Consider the following 13,339-nt stretch of genomic DNA (forward strand, 5'->3'; position numbering starts at 1 on the left):
TGATGCACCTCATGCTGCAGATAGAAAAGGCGCGATCAACACAACTCGCAGAAGGAAGATTTCAGCGTGTCCACTATGCGCACTTTCCCTGACCGAATGCGGCACGCAGTTCTGTTTGAGGGGCTCGGATTGGCTATTGTCACGCCAGTCGGGGCTTACGTGTTCGGCCAGCCGGCAAGTCACATGAGCGTCGTCGGCGTCTTCGCTTCGACCCTGGCGACGATCTGGAACTTCGGATTCAATCTCGGCTTTGACCACGCAATGCTGCGCCTCGTCGGTAATACGACAAAGACCTACGCGCTCCGGATCCTTCACACTGCGCTGTTCGAGATCGGCTTTCTGATCATGCTCATCCCCCCGGTCTCTTGGTATCTCGGCATGTCGCTCTGGGACACACTCGTGATGGATTTGTCGGCTTTAATCTTACCTATGATCGGACCTTCCCCTTGCCCGTTCATCGTGCTGCGGATGCTGCGCAGCGACGAGGCGGCTGCGTGCCATTCATGATGCTGCATCTTGGACAAGGGGCGCTTGTAGTTGACCAGCCGGTCGCCAAAACAACCGAGGACGAATGATGAAGTGCATCCAGGACCGTACTGCAACACTGACTGCTCAACTCGCTACCCGCATTGTCGCCAGTTATGTCGCCAGCAATCAGGTTTCGACTGGTGAGCTGTCGAGCTTAATTCACAATATTGGCGATGCGCTCGAACGATTGCGGAATGGAGGTTCGTCTCCAGTCCGGAGGCCTGCCTCACCCATCGACATTCGCAACTCCGTGACGCCTGACTACCTGATCTGCCTGGAAGACGGGCTGAAGTTTAAGTCTCTGCGACGGCACCTTTCAAAGCTCGGTCTCACACCTGACGAATATCGGAAGCGGTGGGAGCTTCCGGCGGATTATCCCATGGTGGCGCCGAACTATGCGTCTAAGCGGTCAGCCTTGGCGAAGCAACTGGGCCTGGGTAAGAGGCGCACCTAGGAAGCCGGGCCGGAGAGGTGCCGAGACCCACGTAGGAGAAGGCTACGCCGCAGGCCGGGGCTCTGGGAAACGGAAGGTTCAACGGTTCTGAAGCGAGTGCAAAGGACCGCGAGCGCTATCGCCGCCGACCGCTCTGCCCCTGCCGAAGCCACGCCTTGCATGTCGCAAATCCATTTGGGCAGGGACTCTGCGCCGACGGGAGAAAGAACATGCCTTTCGATATCCGCCAGCTTCGGCATGCAATCGCGGCTGCGGACTGTCGCAGCTTCCATCGCGCTTCGGAGGCACTCAACATCAAGCGATCGACGCTTAGCCGAAGCATCTTCCGCTTGGAGGATTGTTTAGGCGTAACGTTGTTCATGCGGACGCCTTCCGGGATTTCGCCCACCCGGGTTGGCAGGGAATTCATTCGCGAGGCGCGCCACATCGTCAACAAAGTCGATCAACTCGTTGCGGACATGCATGCTGCCGGACAAGGACGCGTCGGGGGCCTGACTATCGGCTATAATGTCCCCGTTTCTGCCGGGAACCTGCACGCTACACTGCTCAGCTGGCGCGAAAGCAATCCCGACGTGGAGATCGATGCCGTTGAAGCTCAACGCACGGATCTCGTGAACGGTCTCAACAAGCGCGCCGTTGATATTGCCATATTACCCGGCGAGGTAAGCTATTCTGAGATCAAACGGGCCGCCTTCTGGAGTGAGCGGGTGCTGGTCGCGATGGCGGCCGACCACCCGCTCGCTGCATACGAGTCGGTGCAATGGTCGGACCTGCGCGACGAAACTTTCTGGCTTACTGCAAATGATCCGGGGCCTGAGACTCGCGACATGCTATTGGGTCGTCTATCGGCATTCGGAGCGCGTCCAAAAATCAAGATGCAACCGGTCAGCCGCGAGTCGATCATGAACATGCTCGGCGCTGGGGTTGGCGTAACCATCACCTGCGAAGGCGCCGCTGGATTGCAGTACCCGAACGTCGTCTTACGGGAGGTTCGCACCTCTCACGGACTCTGCTTGATCGCATATTCCGGATACTGGCGCGAAGACAACTCCAATCCGGCGTTGAAGAATTTTCTTGGCTTCGTGCGCGATCGCTTTGCGCTGCCGTTTTGTCTCCCCTAGCGGCCATAAGGATGCTTGGCGGCATTCGCCTCCTGGACAGATCAGGACAGGACAGCCCTTGGGGTAGTGAAGGAGGAATGGTGGGATTTCTTATCAACCATTTAGTCTACGAGCAGGTGTGCGAGCAAATCTTCGCTCGCCCTCACTTCATTGTTGGGGGCGTTGCTGCCAAACCGTTAGCGCACGATATCGGAACAAGCGTCATGCCGGTTCGCGAGGCCCTCATCCGCCTCGCCCAGCAAGACGCGCTCGACAGCATTCCTTCGAAGGGATTCTTTATTCCTCCTCTCAAGGCGCGTTACATCGAGCAGGCATTCAATATTGCGCGCCACCTCGTTGCCAAGCAGGACAGACCCGCCTCGGACGACGCTCGAGCCGAACTGAAGGACGCCATCGTGCAGAACGTGCTACTGGCCTGGCATTGGGACGTTTTTGAGTGGGTTGCCGCACATTCAAGCTACAGTTCACTTGAGAGGGGGCAATGCGCTGATTTCGATAGTAAATTCCTTGCGGTGGCATCAAAGAGGATGGCGGAGGTCGATTGGACGATCGTGCGCTACATATGGGGCAAAACGATCCACTATCGATACTACATCTACAGCAACTTTGACCTCTACGCCGCCCCGGAGCCAAATGTAACCAGACAGCCCAGCCACTGGGACGAGGTCGCGTGCTTTGTCGACGAGGTGTTCAGGCGATACGCAAGCCTGGCCGGAATCGTCGCGGCATTGGCCGACGCCAACCCGCGCCCTTCGCCCTATATGTGATGGCAAATTACCGCTGCTCTATACGCATTCAGTTACGCCTGCCCGATCGTGTAGATCGACGACGTTGTCTGTATGATGGATCGTGCTCTTGCGATGGGTGATCGCCAGGACGGTCACTTCGCCTGCAATCTTCCGAATATGGTCCATGATAGCCGCTTCCGTGGTCTCATCGAGGGCGGAACTCGCCTCGTCCAGGAACAGAAACTTCGGTTCACCGTAGAGCGCCCTGGCAATTGCAATTCGCTGACGTTCGCCACCAGACAGCTTCAGGCCACGCTCCCCTACGATCGTTGCGAACCCCGCGGGATACTCTTCGATCCGATCGAGGATCGCCGCCTTTGCAGCGGCCTCGCGCAGTCGCTGCTCAATTATCGGCCGCCCGAGAGCGATATTGGCTGCGAGGGTGTCGTTCAACAGCATCACGTCCTGCGGAACAACCCCTACCGCTCCATACCAATCCTGGCGGTTAACATCGCGCAGGTCGACTCCGTCTACACGAATTTGACCGTTGCAGGGTTCGAGTGTTTTCAACGCAAGCCTGAGAACCGTCGATTTTCCCGAGCCGGTCTCGCCAGTGATGAAGGTAATGGCCCCCCGCTGGGCGACAAAGCCTACGTCCGCTATTCCACGCCCGTCTTCGTAGGAAAAGCTGACGTTCTCGAATTCGAGCCGTCCGTCGCCTGTCGCGAATTCGCCTCGCGCGGCAGTCAGATCACTCTCCTCCGGATATGCCCACATGTCGGCGAAGGGCCTGAATTGCGCATAGGATCTCATCAGGCTTTCGATCGCCGAACCAACCATCTCGAAAGGCTGGTTGAGTTGAATGAGGAGTGCATTGAACAGCACGATGTCGCCGACAGAAACGATCCCCTGTCGGTAGCTGGGCAGGAGAATGGCGAAGGTGACCGCGTACTGAAGCGCGAGAGCAAGACCGTAGATGCCTGCATAGGCGATCCGTTTGAGACAATAACCCCGCCAGTTGTGGAGGACCTCTTCAGCGCCGCGTCTGAACCGGTCACTCATCCATCCGCAGCTTGCGAAGTAGCGCAGAGTCTCCATGGAGGAAATAGCGTTACCCACCAACTGCGCATTGGCTTGCCCGGCCGTTGTCGCTTTTTCGAGATGCGGCCGCGTCCATTTGTTGGAGAAATACGTCAGCGGGATGAACACCGCCCCGTATACGAGGACGACAAGGACGACCCTTGCATCAATGGCGGCACTCAACACGGCCAGGGTCAAAGCAAGCTGCACCAATCCGGGTATGAGGGCCATCAAGGCCAGTTCCACCACGACGATGAGGGCTTGGGCCCCTTGCATCTGCGCGGACTGAATCTCCGCGGGATTGTGCTCAACGAAGAACCGAGGTGACTTCTTGACCAAGCGCTCGAAAAAGCGAGTGTCGGCGATGAAATTCAGATCCTCGGCGCTCATCGCTGCGAGGTAATTCACGATGCTTTGCAGCGCGAGCGAGAGCCCAATGACGACGGCGTAAATCAAAAGACCCGCAGAAATCGTCTCCAGCCAGCGATCAACACTCAGGCGATCGACAAGCCGCGAGAAGAGGTAGGGCGCGAAAACCGAGGCCAAAGACGCGCCGATCACGACGGCAGCAGCGAGCACTATCGTCTCCCGCGAGGCCTTCCAGAAGCTCAGAAGGATCCCGCCGAGCGGAGCCATCACAATGCGCCAGTCGCTCGGCTTTTCCGAAGTGGGCATCTCTAATGATTTCCTTCGGGCTAGCGGCGTCGACACGGGTCATGTCGCCACAAGCATCTGAAAGATGCCCGGACGCCGCGACTACGGGCTAACGTTAATAGGAAGGGACCCACCGAGCGTAATAAGCGAAATATACCTCGATTATAACGTACGACTGACACGGAGCGACGACGCCATCACGGCAGGAAACGTGCTTTATAGATGATGCGGCTGAGATGGCTTGTTGACGTTCTGGCAATATCAGCCGCCTTCACTCTGTCGTTCTGGTCTCCCCAACGTCAAAGAGCTGGTTTCGCCCTGCTTCTGCGCTTCAAAGATCACGCGGTGCGCGCATAACGACGTCCTCGCTTTCGGCCGTGTCTACGTTTGCCCCATCCAACAAAGCCACGAGCCGTCACCATCGGCTGGCCGTTGCACTCGTCCAAACGCGCCTTACCGCGGCCACTCGTGCTCAGAAGATAGATGTGACGACGACGCAAACACTGTGGGTCCCGGCCGTGAGTGATGCGGTAGGGCGTCTCGTAGGTGCGGATGCCGATCTCGCGGATTTGCAGCGCGCGACATCAAGCTCGGATGGTCTTGTGGCGTAGGAACCGCCTGCCTGAGCTTGCTCTTCGCCGCTGGGCGACGCGTCCTTGCGCGGGATGCCACTGGCCGGTGCAAGACAAGGCCCGTCCCAGGCTCCTTTCCATTGCGGCCCCTCGGTTCTCGCGCTTCTGCCGGACGGCGCCTTGCCGTCAATGGCCTGCCCGCGCCGGCCTTCGTGGGCGAGACGCCACGGCGAAGGCCCGTGTTGGCCATGACGGCAGCGGCCGATGCCGCCCGGCCTTTCACGCCGCGTCCTTCAGGACAGAGCAACGAAAGGAGAAAGTCATGGGACTCGACATGTACGCCTGCACTCTTCGCGAACCGCCTGCCGCGCCGGTCGACTTTGAAGTCGAAGAGGCCACGGCGCTCCACTACTGGCGCAAGCATCCGAACCTTCACGGCTGGATGGAGCGGCTCTACCGCGAGAAGGGCGGCAACGACGCGAAATTCAATTGCGTGAACCTTCAGCTAACCGCCGACGATCTCGATCGCCTGGAAACGGCGATCCGCGATCGTACCCTACCGCCGACCGAAGGCTTCTTCTTCGGCGTGTCCGACGGCAGCGAAGTCAACGATGATCTCGCCTTTGTCGCCAAAGCCCGCGAAGCGCTGGCAGCAGGCTTTGTTGTCTTCTACACATCCTGGTGGTAGGCACGCTGCACCGGGACGGTCGGACCGTCCCGGTTTTCCGCCCGTCGGGAGGCGCCAGGCGGGGCGACGGCGCTCGCTTGACCCGTTGCTCATGAAACTGACGCATCCCTCCTTATAGTTGCTATCTGGAACTGTCCCGGCAATCCAGCGCCAGTTTCCCGTCCCGGGAAGCCCACGAGGTGAGACTGAGCAGACTTCCGGCGCCGCCGGAAGTGCTTGATGCGACCTGTGCCGGGCAGCGGCTTCGTCCCGGCGCCGCTCGCGCCGTGAAAAGGTCGCAGTCACGACGACGAGATCGGTGTAGGTGCCAGCGGCGGGTGCCAGCGGCAACGGTGTGGTTAGTTGCCCTCCAGGGAATGCTGCAGCCCGGCTGGAACAGCTGGTAGGCGAGGAAGTTGGTGCCGCTTTTCATTTGTCGCACACCACCGCTGGCATTCTGTCCGTCATCGATGGTGATGGTGTAGTCCGTCTCGTAGGTGCAGCGGATCCCGACTTTGCCGAAGGCCCGCACTCCCGTCGAACTGGCCCGCGCTGCGGCGACAGAGCCCCAGGACCCGAAAATCGATATTTTCAAAGTTTTCGAACTGACAATTCTCCGGAACACCCGAGGTGACGGTGAAGTTGGTGACGATGGTGCCGGTCGGGTTGGGCAAGCCCGTGTCGCAGGTCGCATTGCCGGAGTTGAACAGGTACTTCGTTACGAGCTGGTAGGTGTTGGTGTACGGGCCGGGCCGCACGCGGTCCTGCTGCTGGCGGTCGAGATAGGTGAGCGTCAGCAAATTCTGCCCGCTGCCATTCGTAATCCACCCGCCGTTGCGCTCAAGAATCTTCAAGCCGCCGGTCGAAATGCTGCCGCCGCCGTCGCGGGCATAGCGGCGGTTGTACTGATCGGTCGTCTGCCAGGCGAGCCGGGAATCGGCATCCTTCGTCTGATAGAAGGCGTAGTCGCTGGGACCTCCTGGTCGCGGTTGGCTACTCCGACGTAAGCGCACAGCCGAACGTCTTTGAAGGGTACGTCGTGCAATTTGAGCGGCTCCTCGTGGCAGCGGATACCGACGCACAGAAGATGCAGCGACGGAGCGCGTCGGTTCCGGCGAGCCGAACCACGCATCTCCGGTCAACATGTTCGCAGACCGCCAACTTGCATCAAGAGCCGGTCCTAACAGGCGACACGGGCGCATCGCTCCCTCCTCTCTCATTGGCAAGGGACGGGACCGATCTCGGGCTGAGCGCCCATGTTCGGCATCGTAATCGAAGCTGGCCCGGCAAGTACCGGCCGCCTCGGGAAGCGTAACAGTGACCGTGTTTCGCCCTGCGAGGCCGGTCAAATAAGCCCGGCCGTCATAGCCGGCCACCGTGGCCTGGTCGGAGCCGTCAAGCTGAACGACCGACCCAACGGGTAGTGGCGATCCATCGGGGCCCGTCAGGGTGACGATGGCGGCCCCCACTTTCCTCACCCCGAAATCAACCACGGCCCCGGAGCGGTCGGCCGGCACCACCACCGTCTGTGTCGCTTCCGGCTGCATGTCGAGCGGCAGGTTGGTCTCCCCATTTTTTTGCCTTTAGCACAGCAGTCCAAGCCGCCTCTGGTCTACCGAGCACAACCACGACCTCTGAGAGCTTTGGTTCCCGCCCGCGCGTGTTTCGGACGCGCTGATCACGCATGCAGTTCCAAGCGCGCCCGTTCCGGACCCGGCCGGACGAACTGATGACGATCGCCAAAAAGATCATTGCCGAACTCGAAGCCGGTCGGTCTCCTAGATTCAGCCGTAGGGACCCGAGCAGCGGCGCGTTTCATGCCTCAGACCGGTTCGACACCTGCCTCTGCGGGCACTCGCCCGTACGCTCGTGCCGCATGTCCAGGTGCTGACGTTGCGCGTCGCCGAGCGGGATCACCGGGATCGACAGACTGCGCCCCCGATCCGTTGGACGCCAGTCACTCCACTGCGGCGTCAGTTTCACCACGGCGCCGGTTGAAAGCCGCCCACAGTCCTCATAGCGTCCGGTCCCCGCGCGCCGATCATGGCCGGCGCCTCCCGTGCTCGCCCGTCGAGGTGGGTCTCGGATGTGGCAGACGCTGCCGACCCTTCAACCCTGTTCCGCACCAGCACCGAGAACAGGGTGTGACAGGCCGGCCGATCGCGTCTGCCCCTGTCGCCTCGCCCTCGACGAAGAGGCGAACTTAAGGAGGTAGCCATGACCACGGATCACATCCCTCACACCCGGAACGACATCTACGAGCGCGTCACCAGCCAGATCATCGCCGCCATTGAGGCCGGCGCCGGCGACTACCGGATGCCCTGGCACCATGACGGATCAGCTATCACCACGCCGATCAACGTCGCCTCGTCCAAGGCCTATCGCGGCGTCAATGTCATAGCGCTCTGGGCCGCGGCACACATGGCGGGCTACCCTGCGGGCATCTGGGGCACCTATCGGCAGTGGCAGGAACTCGGCGCCCAAGTCCGCAAGGGCGAACGCGGCCACCTGGTCGTGTTCTGGAAGGTCGCCGATCGCCGCAGCGACGATCACGACCGGAACGGCGACACGGATCGCGATGAGGCCGGCCAACGCATGTTCGCTCGCAGCTACACGGTCTTCAACAGTGCACAGGTCGATGGCTACACACCGCCCGTGACGCCGGTGCTGCCGGAGGCCGAGAGAATCGAGCGAGCCGATCGTTTCTGTGCGGCGCTGGGCATCGACATCCGACACGGCGGATCACAGGCCTACTACCGCCCGTCTACCGACCACGTGCAGATGCCCGATTTCGCCTGCTTCCGGGACGCCGTCGCCTATTATGCCGTCATGCTTCACGAATGCGGGCACGCCTCCGGAGCCAAGCACCGCCTGGATCGCGATCTCTCCGGACGGTTCGGCTCGGCCGCCTACGCAATGGAGGAATGCACGGTTGAGCTATTGAGCGCGATGATCTGCGCCGATCTCAACCTCAGCCCCGAGCCGCGCCCCGACCACGCCCGCTATATTGCCTCCTGGCTCGAGGTGCTGCGCATCGACAAGCGCGCCATCTTCACCGCCGCCAGCAGGGCGCAGGAGATTGCCGATTGGATGCATGCACAGCAGACTGACGCCCAGCGAGACAAGCTCTCGGGTGCCGTATAGGCACCCCGGAGCTCACAGCGGTGTTCTGGTTCACGCGGTGGTCTCCATCGGCAACCCGGCGGCATTCCATTGCGTTAGCCCTCCCCGAGTTGGCGGCACGATGTGGCCGCGCATTTTCGGGGCCGCAACCGCTTCGACAGGGACAAAGTAGGACTGCAGCGGTAGGCGATCAGTTCGGGATCTTGACTCCCCGCACGATGAGAACATAATAAGAACATTCATCGGCGCTGCGGCGCGCCAATCCGACAGACTGAGGTCATGAGGACTGTCTTTGCAGTCGAGGGAGACGCGTGCCATGCGAACACTTAGGGATGAAATCGAAGCCGCCGTCGCCGTCGATCTTGCAGTCTTGGAGCCCCATCAGAGACGAGCCTACGCCGGGCTTGATCAATACCGTCGACCGGTCGAGGTGCGCGGAGTCCAGGAACTCGCCCGGAAGATCGCAGAGTCTTTTGGGGCTTTCGCGATTTTCGACGTCGGGACCGTGCTCCGCCGCGATTGCGCCTTTCGTGACCCAGACCCTTTACTCGGTTCCGATCGAGGTCCGGCGGGCGGCCTGTGACCGCGACCGGTTGAAAGCAGAGCGGGCGCGGAATGAGATAGCGCGGATGATCTCTGAGGCTCTGCTGAAAAGATATCACTTTGAGCCTCTGAAGCATGTGGGTACTTCCGGCCATCCCAATTGGGATCAGGCGTTCGAAGAACAGTTCGGCTCTTGCCGAGGAGAGCGTAAACATGAGTGATGAGGCGAGCACCACCGCCAACCCCCGGCCGGACCTGGCACTCTTCGTCCACTATTGCGAGAACCCAGGCTGCACGAAGTGGGGCAGCTTTGGCTTCGCAGTTGGACGGGCCGAGCCGAACTGGTTTTGTTTCGAGCACCGCCCGGACTGGAAAGCCCGACCGACCACCAGACCGTGTTGACGGCGCTGTTCGCCGCGATACCTTTGCCGCCGGGGAGGAAGGCCATGTGCGGACGCATCTACATCAAGAGCACGCTTGGAGACTTGCTGCGCAATTTCTCTTTCGCACAGCGCGGAGGCGTCGAGGGGCTCTCAAACCAGTTCCCGCGCTACAACGGCGCGCCCTCGCTCTACTATCCGATCATCATCAGAGATGTTGTTCGTGATCCGGATGTCTTCGGACCCACCTTCGTCAGCGCACGCTGGGGCTTGATACCGGGTTCGGCCAGGGAACAAAGGCCCGGCCACCCGCCTCCGGTCAACGCCCGACGCGAGGGCATTGCAACGAACGGCATGTTCAAGAAGGCCTATGCCAGCCGGCGCTGTCTCGTCCCGATCGACGGTTTCTTCGAGTGGAAGGACATCTACGGCACGGGTAAGAACAAGCAGCCCTATGCCATCGCCATGAAGTCGGGCGAGCCGTTTGCTCTCGCCGGTATCTGGGAGATCTGGCGCAATCCGCAAACCAGCCAAGACATCCGCACCTTCTGCGTGATCACCTGCCCACCGAACGAAATGATGGCGACGATTCATGATCGGATGCCTGTCATTCTGCACCGAGAGGACTATGAACGCTGGCTGTCGCCAGAACCGGACCCGTTCGACCTGATGAAACCGTTCCCGGCAGAACTCATGACCATGTGGCCGATTGAACGAAAGGTGGGCTCGCCGAGGAACGACACCGCCGATATCCTCGACCCAGCCGACCCCGTCCCATGAAGCCTTCGCATTTTCTGTTCGTCGCGGTCTCCCTCGGGATCGCCCTGCCCGTCCACTCTGCCGGTCCGATCATCGGCCGCGCCACCGTCATCGACGGCGACACGCTCGAAATCAAAGGCGAGCGCATTCGACTGCACGGCGTCGATGCTCCAGAGAGTTGGCAAACCTGCGAGGATGGCGACGGCGGCACCTACCGGTGCGGCAAGGAGGCAGCCTTCGCGCTCGATCAGTTTCTCGCCGAGTCCCGCCCTACGCGCTGTGAGTTCGTTGAGCGCGATCGGTATAAGCGGTTCGTCGGCGTCTGCTTTCGCGCCGACGGGCCGGAGGTCAATCGTTGGCTTGTCAGGAGCGGCAATGCAGTGAATTGGGAAAAATACAGCAAAGGCGCCTATGTAGGCGCTGAACAGCTCGCGCGTGCACGCGGAGCCGGCATCTGGCGCGGCAAGTTCCAGTTGCCGTGTCAGGCGCGGGCGGAGCGGGCCGGACAAGAGCCGGCTTGCTGACTGGGACCGAATGGATGCCGACAGAAGAAACGAAGAACGATCGTCGATCGATTGACCAGGAAATCGGAGCGCGGGTCCGGGCAACGCGAGAGGTGCTGGGCGTCAGCCAGCAAGCGCTCGCCGAGAAGCTCGGCGTGACCTACCAGCAAATCCAAAAGTACGAGCAGGGTATCAATCGCATCTCCACGGCGACGTTGATCAGGCTCTGCCAATCGCTGAACATCAGTCCGATGGAGATCATTGGCATGTATTTCCCGCTCGAGAGGCCAAGCGGCGACCGCATGGACCGATTGCAGGAGAAGCTGCTGACAGCTGAGCGAAAACTTGCCGGAGTCCGACGGGCACTGCGGGACGAATAGTGCCCGAGCTGGAGCGGGCGCGAAGCCTGTGATGCCGGGGACGGCGCCCGAGTCTCGAATCACCGACTGTCGCGATGTTCTCCTTAAGACCAGCTGTCAGTCCTCCCGCTCCCCTGCGACCTCTTCAATGGCCTGATCTGCCCGAAGGTCGGCTGTCACCTCGATCGCCTGGCACGCAATGGCGTGGCAGCGACTTTCTTCCCCTGGGCTTCGCCCATTCCTCGCGAAATAACAAAGTCGCCTCCGCGCCATCCTCCGCTGACGCTGCGGTCGCAAGCGATGCGTCGTCGCTCGCCTCCGGCCGAAAGATCGCCATCGAGACCGCAATGGCGCGGGCTCGAAACACCAGATCAAGGAGAACTACCATGACGACCATCGGCACCTTCAAGAAGTCCGGCAACGAATTCGTCGGCGAAATCGTCACCCTCTCGGTCCAGGCCAAGAACGTTCGGATCGCCCCCGAAGCCGGCAGCGTCGGCAACAACGCGCCCAGCCACCGGGTCTTCGTGGGTCGTGCCGAAATCGGCGCCGCCTGGACCAAGCGCTCCAACGAAGGCCGCGACTATCTCGGACTGAAGCTCGACGATCCGAGCTTTTCCGCTCCGATATACGCCAACCTCTTCAATGACGAGGACGGCAAGGGCTGGTCCCTCATATGGTCCCGTTCCAGCCGCCAAACCGTCGACTGAGCCCCACATCACCCTCGCCTCGCCCGAAACTCACCGGGCGAGGCGATGACCCTTAAACGACCGAATCAGTTCGCGCCAAACTGCTCTTTCTCAGGCGAATTGGGGCTACAATGCTTGCTCATTTCGGCGAAGAACGACTATTATAGCCGTAGTTGTGGCGCAGGCGCTCCCGTCAGTGGGAGGTGATCGTTCATGATCACCGCCCGCCAGACGCGGGCCGCACGCGCGTTGCTCGGTTGGAACCAGGAGACGCTCGCTGATAAGGCCCGAATATCCCTGACTGCACTCAAGCGCCTTGAGTCACCAAGTGACCTCAAGGTTTACGAGTCCACGCGTGATCAGGTTCGTCGCACGCTCGAGGCCGCCGGCATCGTCTTCATCCAGTCCAGCGATGGTGAAGGAGTGATGCTTGTACGTCGGAAACACACGAGCCGCGACTGACTTGGGATATGCCGAATTCAACTTGGCATGCAGATGTAAGGACGAAGGCCGGCGAACACGAACAATCGCGCCGCCGATCACTAACAAAGGCACGGTTTCGCAGGCGCGTCGATCAGACATTGTCGTCAGGCATGACCAGTTCGACGTGATTGACACCCAGGGCTTGGGCCAACTCGTAAAGCGTAATCACAGTTGGGTTTCGCCGACCGCGTTCGAGGCTGCTAAGGTATTGTTGGCTAAAGCCGGAACGTGCTTCGACCTCTTCCTGCGTCAGGCCTTGCTCCCGACGCAGGCGGGCGAAGTTACGACCGACCAGTTTGCGCATGTCCATGCGCCGGAGGATCGTAATTTACACACTTTAAGTTTATCAACTATAGTATGTAAATGTGGTCGGCGTGACGAGTACGGTGATCAGGAGGATTGAAGTGACCGAGCCATCTTTTCTGGACGAGCCGCCGCAAAACCCGGCGCTTACGACCTACGACCGCGAGCACATGAAACTTTACACGCGCCTTCTCGACGCCGCAGCGGACGGGGCCACCTGGCAGGAAGCCGCGGCAGTTCTATTCGGGATAGATCCACTACTGGAGCCGGTGCGTGCACGGAAAGTCCATGACGGTCATCTGGCTCGCGCCCGATGGGTCAGCGAAAGCGGCTACCGACAGCTTATCGGGGAAGGCAACCGCTGATGTTTTTTGTGTTACATGAAATGCAACA

16 protein-coding genes and 3 pseudogenes are annotated in these 13,339 nt (G+C 60.6%); 14 read left to right on the plus strand and 5 right to left on the minus strand.

All coding sequences use genetic code 11. The annotated features are described in order from the left end of the window. Window positions 1-75: 75 nt before the first annotated feature. From ILFOPFJJ_RS26940 to ILFOPFJJ_RS26955, 4 genes and pseudogenes are all read left to right on the plus strand, one after another. A pseudogene (locus ILFOPFJJ_RS26940) lies at window positions 76-476 on the plus strand (PACE efflux transporter); the annotation flags it as partial. Between the two features lie 98 nt (window positions 477-574). Next, complete coding sequence (locus ILFOPFJJ_RS26945; RefSeq protein WP_173513634.1) at window positions 575-982, plus strand: Ros/MucR family transcriptional regulator; 408 nt, start codon at window positions 575-577, stop codon at window positions 980-982. A 209-nt stretch (window positions 983-1,191) separates the two neighbouring features. Further along, on the plus strand, window positions 1,192-2,103 hold the full coding sequence (locus ILFOPFJJ_RS26950) for a LysR family transcriptional regulator (protein ID WP_173513635.1): 912 nt from the start codon (window positions 1,192-1,194) through the stop codon (window positions 2,101-2,103). 80 nt (window positions 2,104-2,183) lie between these two features. Continuing rightward, entirely contained in the window at window positions 2,184-2,870 is a 687-nt protein-coding gene (locus ILFOPFJJ_RS26955) for a GntR family transcriptional regulator (protein ID WP_173513636.1), read from the plus strand. Window positions 2,871-2,888: 18 nt separating this feature from the next. On the opposite strand, the gene ILFOPFJJ_RS26960 is transcribed toward ILFOPFJJ_RS26955, so the two are convergent. Beyond that, window positions 2,889-4,586 (minus strand): ABC transporter ATP-binding protein, encoded by a 1,698-nt coding sequence (locus ILFOPFJJ_RS26960; protein ID WP_246299807.1) that lies wholly within the window; start codon window positions 4,584-4,586, stop codon window positions 2,889-2,891. Between the two features lie 873 nt (window positions 4,587-5,459). On the opposite strand from ILFOPFJJ_RS26960, the gene ILFOPFJJ_RS26965 reads away from it, so the two are divergent. Then, entirely contained in the window at window positions 5,460-5,825 is a 366-nt protein-coding gene (locus ILFOPFJJ_RS26965; RefSeq protein WP_173513637.1) for a phosphoglycerate kinase, read from the plus strand. Window positions 5,826-5,946: 121 nt separating this feature from the next. Here the strand turns inward: ILFOPFJJ_RS26965 and ILFOPFJJ_RS36530 are convergent, their stop codons facing one another. The 3 genes and pseudogenes from ILFOPFJJ_RS36530 to ILFOPFJJ_RS35230 all read right to left on the minus strand — a co-directional run. Continuing rightward, a complete protein-coding gene (locus tag ILFOPFJJ_RS36530) occupies window positions 5,947-6,336 on the minus strand; it encodes a spore coat protein U domain-containing protein (RefSeq protein ID WP_376741456.1) in 390 nt (129 codons plus the stop codon). Further along, window positions 6,269-6,949: a hypothetical protein gene (locus ILFOPFJJ_RS35225; protein ID WP_246299837.1), complete on the minus strand. Its 681-nt coding sequence runs from the start codon at window positions 6,947-6,949 to the stop codon at window positions 6,269-6,271. Before ILFOPFJJ_RS35225 ends, ILFOPFJJ_RS36530 begins: the two co-directional genes overlap by 68 nt. Window positions 6,950-7,129: 180 nt before the next feature. Then, a pseudogene (locus tag ILFOPFJJ_RS35230) lies at window positions 7,130-7,351 on the minus strand (FimD/PapC C-terminal domain-containing protein); the annotation flags it as partial. A gap of 670 nt (window positions 7,352-8,021) precedes the next feature. Between ILFOPFJJ_RS35230 and ILFOPFJJ_RS26975 the strand changes: the two are divergent. From ILFOPFJJ_RS26975 to ILFOPFJJ_RS27005, 8 genes and pseudogenes are all read left to right on the plus strand, one after another. After that, on the plus strand, window positions 8,022-8,948 hold the full coding sequence (locus ILFOPFJJ_RS26975) for an ArdC family protein (protein ID WP_173513639.1): 927 nt from the start codon (window positions 8,022-8,024) through the stop codon (window positions 8,946-8,948). 295 nt (window positions 8,949-9,243) lie between these two features. Continuing rightward, window positions 9,244-9,691, plus strand: a pseudogene (locus ILFOPFJJ_RS35235) (hypothetical protein). Beyond that, complete coding sequence (locus tag ILFOPFJJ_RS26980; RefSeq protein ID WP_173513640.1) at window positions 9,684-9,872, plus strand: EsV-1-7 cysteine-rich motif-containing protein; 189 nt, start codon at window positions 9,684-9,686, stop codon at window positions 9,870-9,872. Before ILFOPFJJ_RS35235 ends, ILFOPFJJ_RS26980 begins: the two are co-directional and overlap by 8 nt. Before the next feature lie 44 nt (window positions 9,873-9,916). Next, complete coding sequence (locus ILFOPFJJ_RS26985; protein WP_173513641.1) at window positions 9,917-10,630, plus strand: SOS response-associated peptidase; 714 nt, start codon at window positions 9,917-9,919, stop codon at window positions 10,628-10,630. Then, window positions 10,627-11,133, plus strand: coding sequence for a thermonuclease family protein (locus tag ILFOPFJJ_RS26990; protein WP_173513642.1), 507 nt, complete (start codon window positions 10,627-10,629; stop codon window positions 11,131-11,133). The genes ILFOPFJJ_RS26985 and ILFOPFJJ_RS26990 overlap by 4 nt, the downstream gene beginning before the upstream one ends. A 14-nt stretch (window positions 11,134-11,147) precedes the next feature. Then, the gene (locus ILFOPFJJ_RS26995) at window positions 11,148-11,492 is read left to right on the plus strand and encodes a helix-turn-helix domain-containing protein (protein ID WP_173513643.1); all 345 of its coding nucleotides are present in this window, start codon (window positions 11,148-11,150) and stop codon (window positions 11,490-11,492) included. Window positions 11,493-11,857: 365 nt separating this feature from the next. After that, window positions 11,858-12,181, plus strand: coding sequence for a DUF736 domain-containing protein (locus ILFOPFJJ_RS27000; RefSeq protein WP_173513644.1), 324 nt, complete (start codon window positions 11,858-11,860; stop codon window positions 12,179-12,181). Between the two features lie 192 nt (window positions 12,182-12,373). After that, window positions 12,374-12,622 carry a helix-turn-helix domain-containing protein gene (locus ILFOPFJJ_RS27005; RefSeq protein ID WP_173513645.1) on the plus strand — a complete coding sequence of 83 codons (249 nt, stop codon included), beginning with the start codon at window positions 12,374-12,376 and terminating at the stop codon, window positions 12,620-12,622. Window positions 12,623-12,734: 112 nt separating this feature from the next. On the opposite strand, the gene ILFOPFJJ_RS27010 is transcribed toward ILFOPFJJ_RS27005, so the two are convergent. Continuing rightward, window positions 12,735-12,953 (minus strand): helix-turn-helix domain-containing protein, encoded by a 219-nt coding sequence (locus ILFOPFJJ_RS27010; protein ID WP_173513646.1) that lies wholly within the window; start codon window positions 12,951-12,953, stop codon window positions 12,735-12,737. 94 nt (window positions 12,954-13,047) lie between these two features. Between ILFOPFJJ_RS27010 and ILFOPFJJ_RS27015 the strand changes: the two genes are divergently transcribed. Further along, window positions 13,048-13,311 (plus strand): DNA -binding domain-containing protein, encoded by a 264-nt coding sequence (locus ILFOPFJJ_RS27015; RefSeq protein WP_173513647.1) that lies wholly within the window; start codon window positions 13,048-13,050, stop codon window positions 13,309-13,311. The last annotated feature ends 28 nt before the right edge of the window (window positions 13,312-13,339 follow it).

The organism is Sinorhizobium psoraleae (assembly GCF_013283645.1).
GTDB lineage: Bacteria > Pseudomonadota > Alphaproteobacteria > Rhizobiales > Rhizobiaceae > Sinorhizobium > Sinorhizobium psoraleae.